The 23,362-nt window shown below is 66.6% G+C and carries 19 protein-coding genes; 11 read left to right on the top strand and 8 right to left on the bottom strand.

Annotated features, from left to right (window positions below; all coding sequences use genetic code 11):
- Positions 1-172: 172 nt before the first annotated feature.
- Positions 173-1,681, bottom strand: coding sequence for an N-acetylmuramoyl-L-alanine amidase (locus A8950_RS02350; protein WP_166644959.1), 1,509 nt, complete (start codon positions 1,679-1,681; stop codon positions 173-175).
- 545 nt (positions 1,682-2,226) lie between these two features.
- Between A8950_RS02350 and A8950_RS02345 the strand changes: the two genes are divergently transcribed.
- Positions 2,227-5,310: an Rne/Rng family ribonuclease gene (locus A8950_RS02345; RefSeq protein WP_133612011.1), complete on the top strand. Its 3,084-nt coding sequence runs from the start codon at positions 2,227-2,229 to the stop codon at positions 5,308-5,310.
- 93 nt (positions 5,311-5,403) lie between these two features.
- Here A8950_RS02345 and A8950_RS02340 read toward each other — a convergent pair whose 3' ends face one another.
- Together A8950_RS02340 and A8950_RS02335 are read right to left on the bottom strand one after the other, a co-directional pair.
- On the bottom strand, positions 5,404-6,600 hold the full coding sequence (locus A8950_RS02340; protein WP_133612010.1) for an EAL domain-containing protein: 1,197 nt from the start codon (positions 6,598-6,600) through the stop codon (positions 5,404-5,406).
- 141 nt (positions 6,601-6,741) lie between these two features.
- Positions 6,742-7,398 carry a transglutaminase-like cysteine peptidase gene (locus A8950_RS02335; RefSeq protein WP_133612009.1) on the bottom strand — a complete coding sequence of 219 codons (657 nt, stop codon included), beginning with the start codon at positions 7,396-7,398 and terminating at the stop codon, positions 6,742-6,744.
- A 167-nt stretch (positions 7,399-7,565) separates the two neighbouring features.
- Between A8950_RS02335 and A8950_RS02330 the strand changes: the two genes are divergently transcribed.
- The gene (locus A8950_RS02330) at positions 7,566-9,665 is read left to right on the top strand and encodes an HD domain-containing phosphohydrolase (protein WP_133612008.1); all 2,100 of its coding nucleotides are present in this window, start codon (positions 7,566-7,568) and stop codon (positions 9,663-9,665) included.
- 35 nt (positions 9,666-9,700) lie between these two features.
- Here the strand turns inward: A8950_RS02330 and A8950_RS02325 are convergent, their stop codons facing one another.
- Positions 9,701-11,311: an alpha/beta hydrolase gene (locus A8950_RS02325; RefSeq protein ID WP_166644958.1), complete on the bottom strand. Its 1,611-nt coding sequence runs from the start codon at positions 11,309-11,311 to the stop codon at positions 9,701-9,703.
- A gap of 268 nt (positions 11,312-11,579) precedes the next feature.
- Between A8950_RS02325 and A8950_RS02320 the strand changes: the two genes are divergently transcribed.
- Genes A8950_RS02320 through A8950_RS02280 form a run of 9 tightly spaced genes read left to right on the top strand, consistent with a single transcriptional unit; the run spans position 11,580 to position 20,082 of the window.
- Positions 11,580-14,189: an intermembrane phospholipid transport protein YdbH family protein gene (locus A8950_RS02320; RefSeq protein WP_166644957.1), complete on the top strand. Its 2,610-nt coding sequence runs from the start codon at positions 11,580-11,582 to the stop codon at positions 14,187-14,189.
- A gap of 33 nt (positions 14,190-14,222) precedes the next feature.
- Complete coding sequence (locus A8950_RS02315) at positions 14,223-14,468, top strand: YnbE family lipoprotein (RefSeq protein WP_133612005.1); 246 nt, start codon at positions 14,223-14,225, stop codon at positions 14,466-14,468.
- Between the two features lie 17 nt (positions 14,469-14,485).
- On the top strand, positions 14,486-14,836 hold the full coding sequence (locus tag A8950_RS02310) for a YdbL family protein (RefSeq protein WP_133612004.1): 351 nt from the start codon (positions 14,486-14,488) through the stop codon (positions 14,834-14,836).
- Positions 14,833-15,786 carry an AAA family ATPase gene (locus tag A8950_RS02305; protein WP_133612003.1) on the top strand — a complete coding sequence of 318 codons (954 nt, stop codon included), beginning with the start codon at positions 14,833-14,835 and terminating at the stop codon, positions 15,784-15,786. Before A8950_RS02310 ends, A8950_RS02305 begins: the two co-directional genes overlap by 4 nt.
- A gap of 22 nt (positions 15,787-15,808) precedes the next feature.
- Complete coding sequence (locus A8950_RS02300) at positions 15,809-17,020, top strand: vWA domain-containing protein (protein WP_133612654.1); 1,212 nt, start codon at positions 15,809-15,811, stop codon at positions 17,018-17,020.
- The gene (locus A8950_RS02295; protein WP_133612002.1) at positions 17,017-17,343 is read left to right on the top strand and encodes an XdhC family protein; all 327 of its coding nucleotides are present in this window, start codon (positions 17,017-17,019) and stop codon (positions 17,341-17,343) included. The genes A8950_RS02300 and A8950_RS02295 overlap by 4 nt, the downstream gene beginning before the upstream one ends.
- Positions 17,340-18,029, top strand: a complete 690-nt coding sequence (locus A8950_RS02290; RefSeq protein ID WP_133612001.1) for an XdhC family protein — start codon at positions 17,340-17,342, stop codon at positions 18,027-18,029. The genes A8950_RS02295 and A8950_RS02290 overlap by 4 nt, the downstream gene beginning before the upstream one ends.
- Positions 18,026-19,669, top strand: a complete 1,644-nt coding sequence (locus A8950_RS02285) for an NTP transferase domain-containing protein (RefSeq protein ID WP_133612000.1) — start codon at positions 18,026-18,028, stop codon at positions 19,667-19,669. Before A8950_RS02290 ends, A8950_RS02285 begins: the two co-directional genes overlap by 4 nt.
- Entirely contained in the window at positions 19,666-20,082 is a 417-nt protein-coding gene (locus A8950_RS02280) for an iron-sulfur cluster assembly scaffold protein (protein ID WP_133611999.1), read from the top strand. Before A8950_RS02285 ends, A8950_RS02280 begins: the two co-directional genes overlap by 4 nt.
- A gap of 28 nt (positions 20,083-20,110) precedes the next feature.
- Here the strand turns inward: A8950_RS02280 and A8950_RS02275 are convergent, their stop codons facing one another.
- Genes A8950_RS02275 through ftsE form a run of 4 tightly spaced genes read right to left on the bottom strand, consistent with a single transcriptional unit; the run spans position 20,111 to position 23,264 of the window.
- Positions 20,111-20,830, bottom strand: a complete 720-nt coding sequence (locus A8950_RS02275; RefSeq protein WP_133611998.1) for a lysophospholipid acyltransferase family protein — start codon at positions 20,828-20,830, stop codon at positions 20,111-20,113.
- Positions 20,827-21,582 (bottom strand): YdcF family protein, encoded by a 756-nt coding sequence (locus A8950_RS02270; RefSeq protein ID WP_133611997.1) that lies wholly within the window; start codon positions 21,580-21,582, stop codon positions 20,827-20,829. Before A8950_RS02270 ends, A8950_RS02275 begins: the two co-directional genes overlap by 4 nt.
- A 21-nt stretch (positions 21,583-21,603) precedes the next feature.
- Positions 21,604-22,542, bottom strand: a complete 939-nt coding sequence (locus A8950_RS02265; RefSeq protein WP_133611996.1) for a cell division protein FtsX — start codon at positions 22,540-22,542, stop codon at positions 21,604-21,606.
- Positions 22,542-23,264, bottom strand: a complete 723-nt coding sequence (gene ftsE, locus A8950_RS02260; RefSeq protein WP_407644224.1) for a cell division ATP-binding protein FtsE — start codon at positions 23,262-23,264, stop codon at positions 22,542-22,544. Before ftsE ends, A8950_RS02265 begins: the two co-directional genes overlap by 1 nt.
- Positions 23,265-23,362 lie beyond the last annotated feature (98 nt).

Here is a 23,362-nt window from a genome sequence, read left to right as displayed (position 1 = left end):
CCGGGCGGACCCGCATCACCGCGAAATATAGGACAGGGCGCGAGCGAGGTAACGGATAATCGCAGAACCGCGCCGCCGATTTCCGGCCGGTCGCTCCCTTGCAGCAGGATTGCCCCAAGATCAAGGCAATTTTGCGACGTTCTTCAAGGTGTTGGCTGCGGAAAGGCGGCGATCAGGAACCGCGCACCGTGTCGTGCCAGTCGAAGAAGCTGGTAATCGCCCGGGTGATCGCCTGGGCGAGCTTCTTCTGGTGCTTCTTGCTGGTCAACAATTGCTGATCCTCGTCGGAGGAAATGTAGCCCATTTCCAGCAGTACCGAAGGCACGTCCGGGGCCTTCAGCACGGCAAAGCCCGCAAATCTGTGGCTGTTGCCGAGCATCAGCGTATCCTTCTTGAGCGCCCCCACCAGCAGCTTGGCGAAGCGCGCGGAGAGGTTGATCGTCTCGCGCTGGGCGAGATCGATGAGGATGCCGGAAACCACCTTGCTTTCGTGGGTCAGGTCGACGCCGGCGATCACGTCGGACTTGTTCTCCTTGGCGGCAAGGGCCGCCGCCTCGGCGTCGGAGGCGGTTTCCGAAAGGGTATAGACCGAGGCGCCGCGGGTCTTGGAATTGGCGTGGGAATCGGCGTGCAGCGAGATGAACAGTTCGGCGCCATTGTCGCGAGCAATGCGGAAGCGGTCCCGCAACGGCAGGAACACATCCTTGTCGCGGGTCAGCATGGCACGGAAGCGACCGGTCGCTTCCAGCTCCTTCTTGAGCGCATTGGCGACCGCCAGCGTAATGGTTTTCTCCATCGTGCCGTTGCCGATCGCCCCGGGATCGATGCCGCCATGGCCGGGGTCGATGACGATCAGTGGCTTGGCCCTCGCGGTCTTGGGCGCAGCCTCGCCGCTGCCCGGTTTGGGCAGGGGCAGGAGGATGGCCGCCGCCTGGTCGAGCGAGCCGGTGGCGGGCGCGCTGACGACCGGCGCCCCGGCATCGGGCAGCCTGGCAGCGACCGGTTCAACCGGCGCTGCCGTTGCGGGGGTGGAATTGACAACGGGCGGCAGGATGACGGCAGTCGGGACCGAGGCCCCCGCCGCCGATCCAGCCGGGATCGCAATCGGTTCGGGCGCCGCCGCGACGGTGGTCAGCAGCGGCGCCGTGAGGACGGAATCGGCGCCGCCGGCGAACAGGGTGCGACCGATCTGGCCGCGGAAGGCGGTGTCCTGCGCCGCGACGAGGTCGATGTAAAGGCGCGGCGGCTGGGCGGCATTGCCGGCCAGCAGGGCGACATTGGCAACCTCGGCCGGGGCGGCAAGATCGAGCACCACCCGCGACGTGCCTGCCTTGAACAGGCCGTAGCGCATGGCCGTGACCAGACCGCGTCCCTGTAGGGCGCGGCCAGCCGGTATCTGCCAATCGACCTCGTCGAGGTCGATCACCACGCGATGCGGATCACCTAGGGCGAAGACGCGGAACCCGGTTGTAGCCGTCAGGTCGAGGACGACGCGGGTACGCTCGGCCTCGATGCCAAGGCGTGCATCGGTCACCGCGGGCTTGGCCACGGCTGCCGCCGGCAGCAGCAGGATGGTTGCCAGGATCAGGACGAAACTCGGAACCAGAACGAGCCTTGGGGCCAGGGCACGTTCAAGGGCGCGCCGGGCGACTCGGAAACCGAATCGGGCGTGTCTACTCACTTGCGACCGAAAAGCCTTGAGTTTCCGCATATTGCCGGCATATTGCGTGATGTTGTTGCAATTTAAACCCATAACCCACTGAACAGCAACAAGATATTGCACGCCCCACGAATCAAGAATCCGTCAGGCACCCACCGCGCAATCGGAACCGACCGGACCGGGGGCACGCCGGCGGGGGCAAGCGATTGCAGTTGTGTTGCCGTTCCCGCCCCACTATGGTGACGATCCGAGATCGCGGGCGACGATTCAGGCATGTGCCGGGAGGCCTTCCCTGAAGACGGAGCCGGTGATCGGTCGTGACCCCCATGGGTCGGTCGGGCTGCCGGGCAATCCAGCAATGGATGCCTCGGGAACCGGCCGGGACTGGGGCAGCGCATTCGCACAGAGCAAGCTCGCTCCCACCCCTGACGGGCCGGAGCCGAATGTTGCGCTGTCGCCGGGACCACAGGTTGACATGACGCCACCCTGCAATTCACCAACCAATTACGCGCCGCCGACCGCAGCCATTGCCGTCGACGCTGGGCGCGTGACGGAGCTTTTCATCCATGACCAAAACCATGTTGATCGACGCCACCCACCCGGAGGAAACCCGAGTCGCGGTGGTCGACGGGCGCAAGCTCGAAGAATTTGATGTTGAAGTCGCCAGCCGGCACCCCCTCAAGGGCAATATCTATCTCGCCAAGGTAACCAGGGTCGAACCCTCGCTGCAGGCCGCCTTCGTTGAATATGGCGGCAACCGGCACGGCTTCCTCGCCTTCAGCGAAATCCATCCGGATTATTACCGCATCCCGGTCGCCGACCGGGAAGCCCTCCTGCGCGAGGAGATCGAGGAGGCCGAGGCCGAAGAGGTCGAGACCGAAGCGCCGGATGTGGAAGTTCCCGAAGACGGGAAGGATCACGGTGAGGATGCTGGCCAGCCATGGCCCCGCGATCCGGGTTCCCATCCTGATTCCGAGCCCGGCACCGATGCCGAGGCCGCGCCGGCTCCCGGATCCGACGAGGTGCCGGATGTGGCACCCGACCAGGCGACAAGCGCCGAAACCTGGCCCGTCCTGCCGGCGGAATCCTGGCCGGCGCATCCGGCGGTGCCAGCTGCCTACCCGACGCAATCGGCGGCTGGCGAAGCAACCGTCGCCACGGGTGATGCGGCCGATGCGGATGCCGATGCCGGGGCGCCGGCACAGGGGCCGAGCGTGATGCCGCTTGCGGTCCATCACGACACCCTGCAGAGCGCGCCGGTAGCATCCGAAACCAATACCGAAGAAGCGCCGGAAACGCCGGCCGACCTTGCCGGCGATGGCGAATTGCCGCCCGTCGCGCGCGGCGACATCGTCGAGGTGACGCAGCCGCCGGAAGTCATCGATACCGTGGGTGGCGAGGCGCCGCCCGCCGAGGAAGAGGATGACGACGCCGAGGAAGATGACGATTCCGCCCGCCGCCGCCGCCAACGTCACCTGCGCCGCTACAAGATCCAGGAAGTCATCAAGCGCCGGCAGATACTCCTCGTCCAGGTGACCAAGGAGGAGCGCGGCAACAAGGGCGCTGCCCTCACCACCTATCTGTCGCTGGCCGGCCGCTATTGCGTGCTGATGCCCAATACCGACCGCGGCGGCGGCATTTCCCGCCGCATCACCTCGGTGGCCGACCGCAAGCGCCTGAAGTCGATCGTCGACGATCTGGATCCGCCCGAAGGCATGGCGGTCATTGTCCGCACGGCCGGCATGGAGCGCCAGCGCAGCGAGATCAAGCGCGACTTCGAATACCTGCTGCGCCTGTGGGACGAAATCCGCGAGACGACCCTGCGTTCGACCGCACCGGCGCTCATCTACGAAGAGGCCAGCCTGATCAAGCGCTCGATCCGTGATCTCTATACCCGGGACATCGGCGACATCATGGTGGCCGGCGTCGAGGCCTACAAGTCGGCGCGCTCCTTCATGCGCATGCTGGCCCCGGCCCATGCCAAGCGCGTGCAGTTCTACCGCGACCCGTCGCTGCCGCTGTTCCAGCGCTACCAGATCGAAAGCCAGATCGCTGCGATCCACCATCCGGTCGTGACCCTGCGATCGGGCGGCTACATCGTCATCAACCAGACCGAGGCCCTGGTCGCTGTCGACGTCAATTCCGGCCGCGCCACGCGCGAGCGCAATATCGAGGAGACGGCGCTCCGCACCAATCTGGAGGCTGCCGACGAAGTGGCCCGCCAGTTGCGCCTGCGCGATCTTGCCGGCCTCATCGTCATCGACTTCATCGACATGGACGAGGGCCGCAACAATGCGGCGGTCGAGCGGCGCATGAAGGACGCGCTGCGCAACGACCGCGCCCGCATCCAGATCGGCCGCATCTCCTCCTTCGGCCTTCTCGAAATGTCGCGCCAGCGGCTGCATGCCAGCCTGCAGGAAGCCTCGACCGAGATCTGCCAGCATTGCCACGGCAGCGGCCGCGTCCGTTCGGTCGATTCAACGGCACTACATGTGCTGCGCATGGTCGAGGAAGACATCACCCGCCATCCGACACCGGGCGTCACGGTGCATGTGCCGGCGGCGGTGGCTCTGTTCATCCTGAACCAGAAGCGCCAGGCCCTGGCGCAGCTGGAACTCCGGCGCGGTGTCCGCATCTATCTCACGGCCGATGACAGCCTGACGCCGCCGGATTACCGCCTCGAGCGCATCAAGCAGCTGGCCCCCGGCGAAGAACTGCCGCCGGCGCCGCTGCCGGCCGTGATCGATGTCGATTTCGACGACGATGCGGACGAAGAGATCCTGGAGGAAGCGGAGGAAATCGACGCCACAGCGGCCGAAGCGGCGGACGAGACCGAGTCCGGCGAGGAGGAAGGCAGCGATCGCGGCCAGGGTCGCGGAAAGCGGCGGCGCCGGCGGCGCGGCCGCGGCGGGCGATTGCAAGCCGACGATTTCACCGAGCAGCCGGGAGCCACCGGCGAGGTGGATGGCGGCGAGGAGGAGAGCGACGCCGATGCCCGCGCCGGTTCGGGCGAGGCCGAGGGCGAAGCGCCCCGCGGCCGAAGCCAGCGAGCGGAGCAAGGCCAGTCCGAGGTCGAAAGCGAGGATGGCGAGGACGACGACGATGGCGCGGATACTGCCGCGACGGAGGGTGAAGAGACCCGCCGCCGCCGCCGCCGCGGCCGCCGCGGCGGCCGGCGCCGGTCGCGCCGCGGCCAGGACGAGATGGCGGCCGAGGGCCAGGCACCTGCCGGCGCTGATGGCGAGGCGGCTGCGTCGCGGGTCGCCGGCGATGGCGAACAACCCGACCTGCCCGCGGATGCGGCGGCGCTGCCGCCGCAATGGCGCAGCACACCCACCGATGGCGTTGCGGCCGATGCCGCGTCGGATACTGCGCCGAGTGTGGCAGTGACCCAAGGCGAAGATGCGGTGGCGACTGCCGCCGCCGACGAGAAGCCGCGCCGGACCCGCCGGCCGCGCCGACCGCGCGAAGAAACAGCCGATCTGCCGGAGGCGGATGAGGCCGTGGCGGCGACACCGGAACCGGCGCTGGCCGCCGCGCCTGCATCTTCGGCGCCGCCAGCGACACCGGAACTGCAGACCGAAGCAGCCGGCGGGCAGGCGGACGATCAGCCGAAGAAGCGTGGCTGGTGGCGCCGCCTGATGGAATAGACCGGGTGCAATCGCACCGCGGGCTTCCGGACCCGACCAACGAAAATGGCCGCGCAAGCGGCCATTTTCATGTGCGGTGCCGGCGTCGGCCGGTCAGCTCTTGCCCTGGCTCATCGCATCGAGCAGGCGTCCCTGGAACAGGGTCAGCCCCACCTTTTGGCCGATCTCGACCCCCTCTTCCGCATCGACCCGGCACAGGATCACGCGCTCGCGGCCAAAGCGGTCGATGCCACTGCGCATTTCCTCGGCCTGGTCGCCACTGCAATCGTCGAACAAGGCCTGCGACCAGATGACCTTGATGAGGTCGACGTCGAGGCGGTTGCGATCAAGCATCGGCAGCAATTCGTGCTTCACCTGGTCGAGAATGATCTTGTAGCCGCGCTCCTTCAGGAAGTTGCGCGCGAAGACGAAATCGTCCGGATCGCTGAAGTAATCCACCGCCGGCAATTCGATGGCGAGCGGACCCCGATCCTTGTTGTTGGTGGCGCGGTCGAATTCGAGGAATTCCTGCGACAGCACCGTCGCCAGCGACAGGTTGAGGCTGGCGTTCTTCAGCATCGGCAGGTAATCCTGCCGCGGCATCAGCGCCAGCATGCGCGCATCGAGCACCCGCGCCAAATGCTGGAACAGCGCCTTGTCGGCGGTCACGTTGTATCCCGGGGCCACGGTCTGGGCCAAGAACGGCATCGAGAAGAACAGTTCGGTCAGGATGGGGGCCGGCTTGGCGCCGGGGATGATGGCGAAGACCTGCTGCCGCCGCAGAATGTTGGCGAGATCCGCCTTGGCGATGGCGTTCTCGAGTTTTTCGAGGATGGCCGGGCCGATCGCGGCCTCGGTGGCGGCCTTGTTGTTGCTCTGCGCAGCGGCCTTGCGCCGGGCCTCGTTGTGGCCGCGGCACAGGTCGACCAGCGCCTGCCAGTCTACCTCGACGTCATACCAATCGCAGAAGGGCGCCGACCGGCTGCTGCCCGGCGGGGCCGAAAACAGGGGATCCCGGGCGAACAGGTTCTTCACGTCCTTGATCGAGACATCGAGATCATCCTCGCTTGCCCCCTTGGTCAACACGACGAGATCGTTGTTCCACAGCTGGAAGATCGCCGCCTCGAACCGGTGCACCAGGGGTTCGAGGACCTGTCGCGCGATGCGCAGGTGATGCGGACGCAGGTGATAGGGGCGCAGCTGCGACAGATGAATCTGCACGGCGCGGCGACCGGTTTTATGTCTTTCCAAACGCTCGACGAAATCGACCAGCATCTCTTCGTCGCTGGCCTTGCGCCCCCGTTCACTCATCCCCCGACACCCATATCCAGCATTTCCAGAACACGGCCGGGACGGCCGCTGGGAAACCTTTCCTTAACTATGAATCATAGCGGGCTTGGGCGATTCTGTCGCGGCTGATATGGCACGGGCCGGGGAAAACCGGCGCGCGCGTCACTTGCGGTGCAGCCACCAGCCGTTTTCGTTGATCGAATAGACCGGCTGGTAATGTTTCACCGTATTGGCCGGCACGACCGACTTGATCTGGTTGTCCAGCAGCAGGGGATTGTCGCCGTCATAGACCACCAGCACGGCATGGCCGACGCCGAGATTGAGGTCCTGCAGCGCCACGATGCGCATATCCTCGATGGGAACGCCGATGGCCTTCAGCACCATGAACTTGGCAATAGCGTAATCTTCGCAATCGCCGTTCTTCTTGAGGAATTGGTAGGGCGTCGCCCAGTAATCCTCGAGCCCCCAGTTCTTCATGTCGATGATGTATTTCTTGGAATTGAGCAGGCTGTTGACCTCCTTGATCTGGGACAGCCGGTCCATGCCCTTCAGCTTGTCGACCAGACCCTGCCAGCCCTTGACCGTGCAGGTATCGGACTCGCAGGGCTGGCCGTTCTTCCAGCGGCCCACCATGTCGAGCCATTTCGGAAACTTCTTGAGGTTCTTCGAGGGCAGTTCGACGGAGCCGAAGATCTTCGGGTATTTCCGCGCCTCGGCTGTTCCCGGCTGTGCCACGAGCAGAAGGCAAGCGAGCGGCAGGGCTGCCCAGATCGCCAGGCGCCCGGCAAGGCATCGCGCTCTTCGTTCGGTCCACGTCATCCAACCCCCGGTTCCGTTACGGCATCGGATCGCTGTGCCGCGGACGGCAAATGCCCCGATTGGCGGCCCTTCAACTGCATGCTAATGTACCAAATACGAACTTTCTGCCAACCTATTGATTCGAAAACCTCGACAGACCCCCAGACTCAGGGACCAGGAGATTTGACGTGGCCGATCCGACACCTGCCGTCCTCGCCGAAGACAACAAAAAGGGCGCCCTCGACCTGAGGATCCTGTTTCCCGCCATCATTCTGGTGCTGATCGCCATCATCGGCATCATCGCCGTCTATTTCTTCGTCGACCAGGAGCGCCAGCGCGAGGAGACGCAATGGCAGCTGCGCATGGGGATCGTCGCCGACAGCCGCTTCTCCGACGTGGATCGCTGGCTCAACCGTCAGCTCGAGGAACTGGGCGGCCTCGCGCGCAACGAATCGGTCCAGATCTATACCGACCAGATCAGCGAACTGGCCGGCGATCCGACCATGGCCGAGGAAGTCGGCGCGCTGCGCGACTATCTTCGCAACCTGCTGACCGTGACGGCCGACCGCACCGGCTTTACGCTGCCGGAAAGTGGCGGGGCTGTGCCGGCCAACGTCGCCGAAACCGGTGCCGCCGGCCTGATGATCATCGACAACAACGGCAATGTGGTCGCAGCCTCGCCCGGTGCCCCGCCTTATGCCGGGGAACTCGCCGCCTTTGTCAGTGCGCAGACAAGGGGCCAGCGCGCCATCGGCGACATGTCGCTGAATGCCCGCGGCAATCCCAGCATGGCCTTCCTGGTGCCGCTGGTGGCGGCACAATCCGAAGGTGGCCAGGCGGCACAGATCGGCACCATCCTGGGGGTGAAGGAAGTGGCCGGCGAATTGTTCCCGCTGCTGCGCCAGCCGGGCGAGGCCAGCGTCAGCGCCAGGACCACCCTGGTGCGCGCCAGGGACGGCAAGATCACCTATCTGTCGCCCGACGCCGACGGCAAGCCGATGGCCGTGGAACTCGATTCCTCGACCCCCAATCTCGACACGGCCTTTGCCGCGGAACGGCCGGGCGCCTTTGCCACGGACCGGCGCAACGCCGCCGGGACGCGCGTCCTGGTGACCGGCCGCAGCTTCAGCCTGGTGCCATGGTCGCTGGTCTACACGATCGATTACGACGAGGCGCTGGGTGCCGCCGAGGCGCGCTTCCGCAACCTTACCATCTATCTGCTGCTGGCCGTCGCCCTGGTGGCCGTGATCATCATCGCCGTCTGGCGTCACGGGTCCTCGCGCCGCGCCAGCCAGGCCGCGCATCAATTCGCCCAGATGGCGACCAAGTTCGAGAACCAGAAGAACCTGCTGCAGTTGGTGACCGACAGCCAGCCGACGCAGATTTTCATTCTCGACAAGCAGGACCGCTATCAGTTCGCCAACAGCCAGGCCGCCAAGGCGGCCGGCATCCCCACCACCGAGATGATCGGCAAGCCGATCGCCAATGTCCTCGGACCGGCCGCTGCCAAGCGCTATGTGACCCTGAGCCACGAGGCCCTGGAGCTGAAGCACGAGGTCTCCAACGTCGCCCGCAGCGAAGAGGACGGCAAGGTCAAGGTGGTGCAATCCGAGCACATTCCCCTGAAGGATGCGGCCGGCCATGGCGAGGGTGTTCTGACCGTCGAGCGCGACATCACCGATGTGGTGACCGAACGCGAACGCCGCGCCCGCATCCAGAACCAGCTGGTCAAGACGCTGGTCGACGTGGTCGACAAGCGCGACCCGTTCGCCGCCCAGCATTCCTCGCGTGTCGCCAAGGTGGCGCGCTCCGTCGCCAAGGAAATGGCCCTGACCGAGGTCCAGGTGGAGACCGCCGAGATCGCCGGCAACCTCCTCAATCTCGGCAAGATCCTGATTCCGGAGGACGTCCTCTCGAAGACCGGGCAGCTGACCGAGGCCGAACGCGACATGATCAAGAATTCGATCCAGACCAGTGCCGACCTGCTGCAGGGGATCGAGTTCGACGGCCCCGTGGTCGAGACATTGCGCCAGGCCCAGGCCAATTGGGACGGCACCGGCCAGCCACCGGGGCTTGCCGGCGACGCCATCATCGTGACGGCCCGCGTCATCGCGGTCGCTAATGCCTTCATCGGCATGATCAGCGACCGCGCCTTCCGCCAGGCGCTCAGCATCGACGATGCCATCGAAAACCTGCTGAAGGGCTCCGGCAAGGCGTTCGACCGCCGCGTCGTCGCCGCCCTGGTCAACTACCTCGACAATCACGGCGGCCGGGCGGAACTGGTCTGACGGGACGTTCAACCGCCGAGCGGCAGCGGCGCGCGCTATCGCGCCGGACCGGTAAAGCGCGGCGCCTGCCCATCGGCGAGGCAGGCGCTGTCGGGGACAGCCGTCGGCGCCTCGAGGAAGGCTTCCGCGATTTCGTTGGCGCAGGAATCATGGCCAAGCACGTCATGGCCGTAATGGGCGAACTCGAATAGATGGCTGTTGGACAGGGTCGCGGCGGCAAGGCGTCCATAGCCCGGCGGCGTCACCGGGTCGTAGGTACCGGTCAGGATCAGGCTGGGCAGATCGCTCACCACCGCCGCTGAATCGCTTGGCCGCACTTCCTCGACACCGAAAGCCCGACGCCAGATGCCGCAGCTCTCGCCATAGGATTGCCATGCCCGCTCGCGTTCCAGCCCGCGCAGAAGCCGATACCGCGCATAGGCCGCATCAGCCGCCACCAGGTCATTGAACGGCACCTCTTCGAAACAGTTCACGGATGCGAACATGGCGTCGCCGAAATCGGCGCGATCGCCGGCGCTGCGGACATAGAAGTCGAGATCCTCGTTCACCTCGACCCAGTGCCGGCGCTCATAGGCGTCGATCAGGCGCGGCAGATACTCGATATCGTCGCGACTGTAGAGCATCGAATGCAGGTGGAAGATGAAGCGTTCGCCATCCATCCGCACCATCACATCGCCCTTGCCGCCGGGATGCGGCCGCGCCACCAGGATCGGGTCGCCGTTCAGTCGCTCGACCAGCTTCTCCAGGCGCGGGCCGAGCTCGGGATAGGACCGGCTGCAATCAGCGCTCGCGGCGCATTGCTCGACCAGATAGCGGATCGCGCGGTCGGTATGGGCAGCATCATCCTCGTAGAACTGGGCCTGCGGCGGCAGCACCGAATCCAGGATGACGCTGCGGATGTCGTCCGGATACGCCCGCATGTATTCCAGCGCCAGGCGCGTCCCGTAGGAAAGGCCGTAGACATTCCAGCGCGGCACGTCGAGCGCCACGAACAGGTCATGGAGGTCGGCAGCACTGTCGACACTGGTATAGGCAGCAGCGTTGTGACCGCTGGCCAGCACGAAGTCGCTGCAGCGCCGGACCTCGTCGAGCTGTGCGCGCTGCGCCTCGCCGCTGTCGGCGATGGATAGCTGGGCCAAGGCCGATTCGGTCGCGTCGGGGCAATCCATGCGCGGCTGTACCAGGCCGGATCCCCGCTGGTCGAACAGGATGAGGTCGCGGCGCGACATCCAGGGATTTGCCGCGATCTGCATCCACCACCAGCCGATCCGCTCGGGGTCGATCCAGGCGCCGTCGCCCGGCCCGCCAGCCAGGTAGACGATCGGGTCCGGCTTCGGCTCGCCTTCTGCGACTGTGCTGGCATGTACCCTGACAACCGGCAACAGCAAGTCGCGCGGTGCCGGAGCGCCGGCGATGCGCAGAGAAAGCGGCCGCGTTTCCGGTACAGGCAGGCGATGGCAGGTGACGACAAAACCCTCGGGCGGCTCGAACCAGCAATCGGTCGCGACGAGGTGCGGCCCGCCCCCGGATGCGCCCGAGATTGGCGCATCCTGCTGGTACCAGGCAAGGACAGCCATCAGCAGGATGAGGCCGGCGACGACCTTGTTGACAGGCCGCACCTCCGCGCGCGACACAAGGCTCGCCATCGCCGTCTGCAGTGCGCGGCTGGCCCCGGGCGGTTCGCCTGTCCGATCCTGATCCATGCTTCCGTGCAACTGTCCGTCTGCCACCTATGCGGCCGGCCAGACGCCACCCCATGGCAGGACCCGCGATTGACATCCTCTGCCACACACAGAAGCGGCGCAATACGGCATTTGTGACGTGCGACATAGCAGCGGCGAAGACCGCCGATGGAAATGCGGGATGGCGCCCGCTACATTGTCGGTCAGCAGAATTGTCAGGAAACCGCCACAGATGGCATCGAATGACGCCACACCCCTGCAACAACCGGCTGCGCGCAGGCGCGGCGGCGCGTTGCGGCGACTGGTTGGCGCCCTTGCCTTCCTGTTCCTTGCCGTTGCGGTCGCGCTTCACTTTCGCCTCGACCTCGTCAACCGCTATGGCCCGGGCCTGGCCGCCGACGTGCTGGGCGCGCCGGTGGCGTTCCGTCTGGACGGCCTCGACTGGCGCGAAACCTATGTCGCGCGGCTCGATCTCGGCGGCGACCGGGCGGTTGTGCTGGATGGTGTCCGCCTCGCCTACGATCCCTGGCAGATGCGGCTCAACGCGATCGAGATCGACCGGGTCACCATCGCCGCGGCGGTGGGCGAGAGATTCAGCCTGGGCGATCTCGATCCCGCCATCGATCAGTTGATGGCATCCGCGGGCGAGGGCAGCGGCAGCGGGTTTCCCCCCGATCTACCCCGCATCGTCATCAAGTCCTTGGCGCTCGATCTGCGTTCGCCGATCGGCGCGATTACCGGCAGCGGAGAGGCGACCCTCGACAACCAGGCCGTTGTCGCCAGCCTGTCGCTGCAGGAATCCCATGATGCCGCAGAGATCGAGGGCGTCCTCGCGCTTTCCCTGCGCGAGGACGGCGCGCCACCCAGCGGTACATTGCGGATGCGGCTGACGGCTGGTTCCGCCCTCTGGCCCCTGGTCGGCCTGAATCCGCCGCAACAAGGCGTGCTCGCGCTCGACGCGCAGATCCGCGCCGACCAGAACTGGCAGCATGCCGGCGGAATCGAGGCGGATTGGCGCGCCACCGCAACGGATTTTCGGATTGCCGCGCTGCCGGCGCCGCTCAGCGGCAGCATTGCCGCGCGAACGCGGCTTGAGGCGGACAGCCTCGCCATCCGGGACCTGGCCGGCGACCTTGCCGGCGGCGCCGCCGCGGATTGGCGCACCGTATTCACCGGTGATTTGCAACTGCGCGAGGTGACGACCCAGCCGCAGCTCGCCGGCCGGCTCTCTCTCCAGGGTCAGGGCGGCACCCTGCCCCTGGCGCCGCTCGGCGCCGGCGACATCACCCTGACCGAGCCAGCCATTGCACTGATGGTGGATCTGGTTGGCGCCACCACAGCGGAAAGCGGCGCCGAGCTGACGCTGCGCCTCGCCGAGCCGGCGACCGTCTCGCTGCGGAAGCTGACGAGTAGCGGCCAGTCGACCCTGCCCCAGGCCACCACCTTGCAGGTGATGCCGGCCGACGTCCCGTTGCTCCATCTGCGCCGCGACAAAACCGGCCACCTTGTGTCGACCGTCACGGCCCCGCTCGCCAAGACGAGCCTGACGGTCGAACCGGGCATCTCGGCCGAACGACTGATCCTCGCCATGCCGCGATCCGACCTCACGCTCACCCACGATTCTGCCCCGGCCGAGGGCGCGGCCGGCCTGCGCGTCGATTTCAAGACCCAGGGTGCCCAGGCGGTCCTGCCGACGCGTGGCATCGCGCTGGGGGGAATTGCCATCGCCGCCAGCCATAGTGACGGCCGGAACACATTGTCGCTGACCAGCGACGCGGTCACCGGCCTCGGCGCCTTCGTGCCGGTCCGCGCCGAGGCGAAGGCGAACCTTGCCGGCAGTGACGCGCGCTTCGATCTGCGCTTCCGCGGGGTCGATCAGCCGATCGACCTCGCCCTCAAGGGTCGCGCCGATCTCGCCCGCTTGCGGGGCGAGGTGACGCTCGCTCTGGCGCCGATCGATTTCGCCATCGGCGGCCTGCAGCCCTACAACCTGTTCCCACCGCTGCGCAGCTACCTCACCGATATCTCGGGCCGCATCGAGGCCAGCGGGCCGGTCCGCTTCGACGGCACAAGGCTCACCTCCGATCTCAGGCTCGGCATCGAGAAATTCTCCGGCAAGGTCGGTCCGGTACAACTCGTCAACGTCAACAGCGTGATTGCGATCGACCGCCCCTGGCCGCTCTCGACCCGGCCCGACCAGGCGGTTGCGGTCGAACGCGCCGATATCGGCCTGCCGCTCACCGGCGCCCTGTTCCGCTTCAAGGTCAGTGACGGCAAGCGCCTCGACCTTGCGGAATCGCGCCTGACGATGAGCGGCGGCGAAGTGCGCATGGATCCGGTCACGATCAATTTCGATTCGCCGGTGCACAATCTGAAACTGACCGTCACGCAAATTTCCGTGAACGAGCTTTTCGCCAATCTCGGCATCGCCGGCCTTTCCGGCGAAGGCACTCTTTCCGGCGCGGTGCCGGTATCGCTCTTTCCCGGCGGAATCGCCATACCGGCGGCGGAGCTGAAGGCCGATGCACCGGGCGTGCTGCGCTATGACCGCGCCCAGGCTCCCCTGGCGCTGCAATCGGCCGGGGAATCCGTCGCCATGGCCCTGCTCGCCCTCTCCGACTTCCATTACAAAGAATTGATCCTGCGTCTCAGCCGGGAATTGACCGGTGACGTCGATCTGGGATTGCATATATCCGGCAGCAATCCCAGCTTCTATGACGGCTATCCGGTGGAATTCAACCTGACCGTCCAGGGTCGCCTGGACGAGGCGCTACGCCAGGGCTTGGCCGGCTATCAGGTGCCGGATATGATCCGGGAGCAATTGGAGAATCTGTCGCCCTGACCGCCCGCGGCGGCCGCGCGCCGGGATATCAGCATGAAAGGCAGCAACGTGCCCCAACCAGCACAGAGAAAAGGCGGTGCCAGCACCCGCCACGGCGCCTCGATCGCCGCCACCGCCGCCCTGGCCGGCCTCGTCGCCGCCTGCAACCCGACGGTCAAGGTGGAGGCGCCGGACAAGCCGATCGTGATCAACCTCAACGTCAAGATCGAGCAGGAGGTCCGCGTCAAGGTCGACAAGGACGTCGAGAACCTGGTGCAATCCAATCCGGCCCTGTTCTGAACGCGAAAGAACCATCCATGCGCAGCCTTTTCTCCGCTTTGATTGCTCTCATGCTGGTCTTCGGCGGCCTCGCCGCCGCAGTCCCGGCAGCCTTCGCCGACGCACTCGACGACGCCCGCGCTGCCGGCCAGATCGGCGAACGGCCGGACGGTTATGTGGCGGTCGTCGATGCCTCCGCACCAGCCAGCGTCAAATCCCTGGTCGACAGCATCAACCGCCAGCGCCGCGAGGCCTATCAGAAGATCGCCACCGAGAAGGGCGTGCCGATCGAGCAGATCGGTGCCCTGACCGCCGAAAAGATCATCAACGAGAAGCTGCGCCCAGGCATGTACTACATGGACGCGAGCGGCGCCTGGAAGCAGAAGTGAGCGGCAATACGCACCGGGAACTGCCGACGTCGATCGACGCGACGCAGGCCCTGCTGGCCGAGGGTCGCTATGTCGCCGACCGGGCCCTGGCAACAGCGGTTTTCCTGGCCCTGAAGCTGAAGCGGCCGCTGTTTCTGGAAGGCGAAGCGGGCGTCGGCAAGACCGAGATCGCCAAGGTGCTGAGCGCGACGCTGGGCCGCGACCTGTTGCGCCTGCAATGCTATGAGGGCCTGGACGTTGCCGCAGCACTCTATGAGTGGAACTATCCCCGGCAGATGCTGGAAATCCGCCTTGCCGAGTCGGAGACGCGGGGTGCCGACCGCGAGAAACTGGCCGCCGACATCTTCAGCGAACGCTTCCTGATCAAGCGGCCGCTGCTGCAGGCGCTGGAACCCAATCCACGCGGCGCGCCAGTGCTGCTGATCGACGAGCTCGACCGCACCGACGAGCCGTTCGAGGCCTTCCTGCTCGAGGTGCTGTCGGATTTCCAGGCGACGATCCCGGAACTTGGCGTGGTGAAGGCCGCGGAACCGCCCATCGTCATCATTACCTCCAACCGCACGCGCGAGATTCACGACGCCATCAAGCGGCGCTGCTACTACTACTGGGTCGATTATCCGAGTGCCGCTCGCGAACTGGAGATCCTGCACAAGAAGGTTCCGGCGGCGGCACTCGACCTGGCGCAGGAGGTGGTGGCCTTCGTGCAGCGCCTGCGCAAGCGCGACCTCTTCAAGCTGCCCGGTGTCGCCGAGACGATCGACTGGGCGGACGCCCTGATCCAGCTCGACCAGACCAGCCTCAGTCCCGAGATGGTCGACAATTCCCTCGGTGCCCTCCTCAAATACCAGGACGACATCGCCAAGATCCGCGGCACCGAGGCGGCGCAGATCCTGGAAGAGATCCGGCAGGAGATGAACGCCGCCAAGCTGCAAGCCGTGCTGCAGGCCTGACGCCATGGCGGGGATTGGCGCGATGGCGGGGCCCGACGATATGGGGAGCCGGGACAGCCGCCTGCACGAAAATATCCTGCTCTTCGCCCGTGTGCTGCGACGCGCCGGATTGCCGCTGGGCCCGGGCCAGGTGCTGGAAGCGGTCGCGGCGGTGAAGGCCGCCGGGATCAGCGGACGCGAGGATTTCTACTGGACGCTGCACGCCGTCTTCGTCACCCGCCGCGAGCAGCGCGAACTCTTCGACCAGGCCTTTCACGTCTTCTGGCGCAACCCGAAGCTGCTCAACCGCGTCATGGGCCTGCTGCTGCCGCAGTTCAAGGAGGAGGTAAAGGCGGACGACGTGGCCCTGGCACCGCGCGTCGCCGATGCGCTGGCGGGCGATACACCGCGCCAAGCGCCGGAGACACCCGATGCCGACGAAGTGACCATTGACGCCAGCCTGACCACGTCCAACCGCGAATTGCTGCAGGGCAAGGATTTCGAGCGCATGAGTGCTGCCGAGATCGCCGAGGCCAAACAGCTGATCCGCCGCTTCCGCCTCGACATGATGGAGGTGGCGACCAGGCGCCACCGCCCGTCCGCCAGCGGCAGCCGGGTGGATTTGCGGGCGACGCTCCGCGCCAGTCTGCGCAACCCTGGCACCATACCGCTCAAGTTCAAGGCGCGCCGGCGCCGCCATCCGCCGCTGGTGGTACTGTGCGACATTTCGGGCTCGATGAGCCGCTATTCGCGCCTCTTCCTGCATTTCCTGCACGCCGTCACCAGCGACCGCGACCGGGTCCACACCTTCCTGTTCGGGACGCGCCTCACCAACATCACCCGCGACCTCAGGCAGCGAGATGTCGACGTTTCGCTCGACCGCGTCGCGCGCCACGTCGAGGACTGGTCGGGTGGCACCCGGATCGGGCCGAGCCTGGCCGAGTTCAACCGGCGCTGGGGCCGGCGCGTGCTCGGCCAGGGTGCCGTCGTCCTTCTCATCACCGACGGGCTCGACCGCGATTCCATCGACATCCTGGAGGCAGAGATGGAGCGGCTGCACAAATCCTGCCGGCGCCTGATCTGGCTCAACCCGCTGCTGCGCTTCGAGGCCTACCAGCCGATCAGCCAGGGCCCCCGGGTGATGATTCGCCACGTTGACGATTTCCGCGCGATCCATAATCTCGACAGCATGCAGGCGCTGACCGAGGCCCTGTCGGCAACCGGTCGCCACCGCCTGGAAAAGAGGGCCGCATGAAGGAAGCTGCCGAGGACGATCTCCTCGCCACCGCCGCCGCCTGGAAACGGGACGGTCAGGATGTCGCCATCGCCACCGTTATCGCCACCTGGGGCTCGTCGCCACGCCAGGCCGGCAGCCAGCTGATCGTCGACGGCGAGGGACACATGCTGGGCTCGGTCTCGGGCGGCTGCGTCGAGGGGGCGGTCATCCGCGAGGCGATGGAGGTGATGGCCGACGGCCGGCCGCGCCTGCTCGATTTCGGCATCACCAACGAACAGGCCTGGGAAGTGGGCCTCGCCTGCGGCGGCAAACTGCAGGTCTATGTCGAGCGCGTGGAATGAAACTCGATACCATCGACCATATCCAGGCGCTGCTGGCCGATCGCCAGGGCGTTGCGCTGGTGACCGAACTGGCCGACGGCGCGCAGCAGCTGTTCACCCGCGCCGATGCGCCGGCCGATATACGCACCGCGATCGAGGCCGACCGCAGCGGCGAGATGGAGATCGAGGGGCGCAAATGTTTCGTGCTGGTACGCAACCCGCCGCCGCGCCTCCTCATCGTCGGCGCCGTCCACATCACGCAGGGCCTGGCGCCGATGGCGGCCCTCGCCGGTTATGACGTCACCGTGATCGATCCCCGCCGCGCCTTCGCCACCGACCAGCGCTTTCCCGACGTCCATCTTCGCACCGACTGGCCGGACGAGGCGCTGCTCGTGCTGAAGCCGGATTTCCGTACCGCCATCGTCACCCTCACTCACGACCCCAAGCTGGACGATCCCGCCCTCATTGCCGCCTTGCGGTCGGATGCCTTCTATATCGGCGCGCTGGGCAGCCGAAAAACCCATGCCGCCCGCCTCGGACGGTTGCGCCGGGAGGGGTTCGACGATGCCGCCCTGGCGCGTATCCATGGTCCGGCGGGAATCGCCATCGGCGCAAAAACGCCCGCCGAGATCGCCGTGTCGGTCCTTGCCGAGTTGACCGCGCGGCGGCGCGGCGTCGATCTGCCGCCGAAACAGAAACAGCCATGATCTTCGCGGAACGGCCGCTCGCGGAATGCCGGGGTGCCATCCTGGCCCATAACCAGCGCGCCGGCGCCGACATGCTGCGCAAGGGCCGGGTGCTGGATGACGCCGACATCCGCCGCCTGGCGGCCGCCGGTGTCACGCAGCTCACCGTAGCACGGCTCGAGGCGGGCGATGTGCGCGAGGACGAGGCGGCGCAGACGATCGCGGCATTGCTGCAAGCAGCCCAATATGCGCTGGCGAGCGACCCGCCCTTTACCGGCCGGGTCAATCTGCGGGCGACCGCCGACGGCGTGCTGGATCTCGACGCCGGCACGATTGACGCCCTGAATGCGGTCGACGAGTCGATCACCATTGCCACCCTGCCCCGTTTCGCCGCGGTCAAGGCCGGGCAGATGGTGGCGACGATCAAGATCATTCCCTACGCCGTGCCGCAGGACGTGCTGGCGCGCGCGGTTGCCGTCGTCTCCGGCATCGGCCGGCCGCTGCTTGCCGTGCACCCCTACCAGCAAAGGCGCATCGCCCTTATCCAGACCGAGCTCGGCAGCCTGAAGCCCGGCATCCTGACAAAGACCGAGCTGGTAATGACCGAGCGCCTCGCCGCCATGGGCCAGGCAGCGGCGGCGCACCAGCGCTGCCCGCACCAGGTGGCGCCATTACAGCAGGCCATGGCGGACGCATTGGCCGGCAATGCGGAGATGATCCTGCTGGTCGGCGCATCCGCGATCAGCGACCGGCGCGATGTCATTCCGGCTGCCATCACGGCACTGGGCGGCGAGATCGAGCATTTCGGCATGCCGGTCGACCCCGGCAACCTGCTGCTGCTGGCGCGGATCGGCAGGGTGCCGGTGCTCGGCCTGCCGGGCTGCGTACGCACGCCCAAGCTGAATGGCTGCGACTGGGTGATGCAGCGCCTGCTGGCGGGATTGCCGGTCACGGGTAGCGACATAAGGGCGATGGGCATCGGCGGGTTGCTGGCCGAGATCCCGAGCCGCCCGCAACCGCGCGAGGGCCGCGCGCCATCGGGCCGGGCCAGGATCGTCGCCCTGGTCCTGGCAGCCGGCCGATCCAGCCGCATGGGCAGCAACAAGCTGCTGCTCGACCTCGACGGCCGACCGATTGTCGCCCATGTGGTGGCCGAGGCCGCGGCGGCCGGCATCGCAGATATTGTCGTCGTCACCGGCCACCAGGCGGGCAAGGTGAAGGCGGCACTAGCCGATGCCGGGGTGCGTATTGTCGAAGCGCGGGATTACGCCACCGGCATGGCGGCGTCGCTGAAGGCCGGACTGAAGGCGCTGCCGGCTGATGCCGACGCGGTGCTCATCCTGCTCGGCGACATGCCGCAGGTCTCCGCCGGCCTCATCCGTGCCATCGTCGCGGCCTACAGCCCGCTGGAGGGCCGCGCCATCGTCCTGCCGGTGGCCGACGGCAAGCGCGGCAATCCGGCCCTGTTCGACCGCCGCTTCTTCGCCGAGATGCTGGCCCTTGAGGGCGATATCGGCGCGCGGCATATCATCGCCGCCAATGGCGAGGTCGTGGCCGAAGTACCGGCCGATCCCGGCCAGATTTTCGTCGATGTCGACACGCCGGAGGCCTATCAGGCGATGCTGGCGGCAAGGGCCGCCCGAGGCGAAGGTGCGGCATGAGCGAAGCGCTTTATCACGAGGCCCTGGTGGCGCGTGCCCGAAGCGGCACCGGCAAGGGCAGGCTGGAGCCCCATGATGCCAGCGCGCGGCTCGACAATCCGCTCTGCGGCGACCGGGTGACGCTTGATCTCAGGATGGCCGGCGGCCATATCGCGGCGATCGGCCACGAGGTGAAGGGCTGCCTGCTCTGCGAGGCTGCGGCCGCGACCATCGCCCGGCATCTGGCCGGTGCCACGCCGGCCGAGGCGCGGCGCATGATCGCCGCCATCGGCGCCCTGATGAAGGAAGGCGCCGAACCTGCCGCTGACCTTTCGGACCTTGCCATATTCACGCCGGTGCACAAGGCGAAGGCAAGGCGAGATTGCGTGCTGCTGCCCTTCGGGGCGCTGGAACGGGCATTGGCCGGCTTCTAGGCCTCCGGCCCGCTAGGTATTCGACCCGCTAGGCTTTCGGCCCACGATGGGCGAGGCGCGTCGACGCCGTCTCGATCCGTGTTTCCAGCTCGCGCATGAAGGTCTTGCGGTCAAGGCCGGGCGGGATCGGCTCCAGATATTCGATGGTGATGGTGCCCGGCTTCTTCAGGATTGCCTTGCGGCCCCAATAGAGGCCGGAATTCAGGGCCACCGGCACCACGGGAACGCCCAATTGCGCATAAAGGGCGGCGATGCCGGGCTGGTAGGGCCGGCTTGCCCCCGGCGCCACACGCGTTCCTTCGGGAAAGATGATGACAGGGCGGCCCTCGGCGAATACCGCCCGCGCGTCGGCTACCATTTTCTTCAGGGCGGCTGCCTTGCCGCTGCGATCGATGGCGATCATGCCGGCGCGTTTCAGGAACCAGCCGAAGAGCGGGATCAGCAGCAATTCCTTCTTGAGGATGAAGGCCGGGTGGTTGAGGCGCCAGGAGAGATAGAGCGTCTCCCAGGCCGATTGATGCTTTACCGCGAACAGCACCGGCTGCTTCGGCAGGTGTTTTGCCCCATTTTCCCGCACGCCGAGGCCGACGCAGAACTTGAGCAGCCGGAGGGAACCCGCGATCCACACCTTGCCGGCGGCGTGCACGACATGCGCCGGCGCCAGCAGCAGCGGCAGGCAGACGATATGCATCGCCGCCGTCCAGGCGAGATAGAGGATGTTGAAGATCAGCGCGCGCAGGGCAATCATTCGTCTTGCGTCCCGAACCAGCCGCTCCAGTCAGCGACCCAATCCGGCAACGACCAACCGGTAAAGAGACCGCCGACCTCCCCGCCGTGATGCATGGTCCAGCCGGCAATGCCCTCGCTGCTCGCCCGCAGCCAGGCACCGACGAATTTGTGATACTCGCCGATCAGCAGGGCGAGAATCTGCGGCTTCACGAACCACCAATTGTCCTGCACTTCCGGCGGATAGACCGGATGCAGAACCAGATCGATGTCGGGCAGTGTGCGGCGGAACTCGAGCCGGCTGCGCTGGATGTGGTAATTCGCCGTCACCAGGCGCACCGAGCGCACGTCATTGGCCCTGACCCAGGCCGCCCCTTCGGCAGCATTGCCGACCGTATTGCCGGCCTCGTAGCCAAGAGTGATACAGCATTCCTGCAGAGCGGCACTGGGTGCCGCATCGCGATTTTCACCGAGGCCCTCGATCACCTGGGCAAGTGTCACGCCAGGCGCTACGCCGGTAATCAGCAGGCGCGGCGCCAGCCCCGCATCGAGCAGGCGGAAGGCCTCCGCCAGCCGGTCGCGGCCGCCGGTCAGCACGACGATGGCATCGGTCCGGGTCGTCGCGTCACGGACCACGAGCGGAATGGCGGCGATGAAGGCCATGAGGCCCAGGAACCAGGCAAACAGGAGGCTCAGCGCGACGTGCAGGGCAAAGCGGCCCAGGCCGCCGCGTTGCACCGCCGGATCGCGGAAATTGATGCGATTAACCCCCATGGCCGGCCCTTCCTAGCAGGTTCAGACCAGCCGCGCCAGCGAGCGCAGCACGGTCCATCTGGCGGTCAGCATGGCGATGAAGGCAGTGGCAACGGGAAGCAGGGCGAGGACCGCCCATTGCCAGGGCAGCAGCCGCAGATCGAGCCCCATTCCCGGCGCCAGGTCGAGGCCGTCGAGTTGCGCCGCCGGCAGGGCACCGGCGAGGGCGGCCGATTGTTTCAGCAACTGGTCGATGCCGAGCAAGGTCGCTGCCGCCAGCAGCGTACCGAAGGCACCGCCGACCAGGCCATGGCGCAGGGCCTGGGCCTGGAATTGCTGTGCCACATAGCTGTCCGTGGCGCCGATCAGATGCACAATCTCGATCACGCCGCGATGAATCGAGAGGCCGGTACGCGTCACGAAGACGATGGTGAGCGTCGTTGCCGCCAGTACCAGACCCGTCAGCAGCGCGGCCAGCAGGTTGAGCCCGCGCAGGAAAGCCAGTGCGTCGTCGATCCAGGCGCCGTGGTCGTCAATCGTGGTGCCGGGATGGATTGCCGCCAGCCCGGCCTGCAGCGACGCCCGGTCGATTACGACACCCGGCCTGAGGGTGACGGCAATGAGTGCCGGCAAGGGAATGTCCAGTTCGGTCGCCGAGACGCCGAGCCACGGCTCCAGCAGGCGCGCGATCTCGCGGTCGTCCAGCAAGGTGGTACCGGCAATGCCGGGTGTGGCGCTCAGCACATCGACGATGCGGTCGATGACGATGCTCTTCTCGGTGACGCCGAGATCCGGATCGAACGGCACCTCGATGGTCAGATTGCCGGTCAGCCCTGCCTGCCAGCGATCAGCGAGGCGGTCGACCACCATTGCCGCGCCAATGGCCAGCGCCGCGAGATAGACCATGAATCCGAGGATCCAGGGCAGGAAGCGGGCAGCCGCGTCGCGGTCGAGCGGCAGGTCGGAGCGCAGACCCAGCATCAGGCCGGCCCCGGACTCGACGGCGATGCCGCTGCGGCGGGCCGGCTGCGGCCCGGCTGGGCCGGGTCGAACACCCTGAGCGAATTCTGCTCAAGCCGCAGCTGGCGGTGGGTGAAGCGGCTGACCAGCGAATCATTGTGGGTCGCCACCACCACGGTGGTGCCGAGCTTGTTAAGCTCCTCGAACAGGTACATGAGCCGGAGGCCGATCACGTCGTCGACATTGCCGGTAGGTTCGTCCGCCAGCAGCAGATTGGGCCGCGCGATCACCGCCCGCGCGATGGCGACGCGCTGCTGCTGGCCGCCGGACAGGGTTTCGGGCAAGGCGCCGAGATGATCGGCAAGACCGACCCAGCTCAGCAGCTCGCCGCAATGGCGCCGGATATCGGCCTCGCGCACGCCGGCGACGCGCAGCGGCAACGCCACATTGTCGAGGGCGGAGAGATGCGGAATGAGGCGGAAATCCTGGAACACGACGCCGACACGGCGGCGAATCGCCGGAAAATCGCGGCGCGACAGGCTGGCGACGTCGCGCCCGAACAGGCTGACGGTACCGGAACTTGGCCGCAAGCCCAGATACATCAGTTTGAGCAGCGAGGATTTGCCGGCGCCACTGCGCCCGACCAGGAAATGGAACGAGCCGGGCGCCAGGGTAAAGGAGATATCGCGCAAGATTTGCGGCCCGGCGCCATACTGCACCGAAACCTGATCGAATAGAACCACGAGCCAACCCACGCTGCTATCCCGCCATTGCCGGTCGGGATCATCCCAATCCGATCCTGGCCAATCCATTCCTGGCCGACACGTTCCTGACCAAGGGC

Origin of the sequence: Dongia mobilis (assembly GCF_004363235.1) — a bacterium.
GTDB classification, from domain to species: domain Bacteria; phylum Pseudomonadota; class Alphaproteobacteria; order Dongiales; family Dongiaceae; genus Dongia; species Dongia mobilis.
This window is presented reverse-complemented; position numbering and strand designations above follow the sequence as displayed.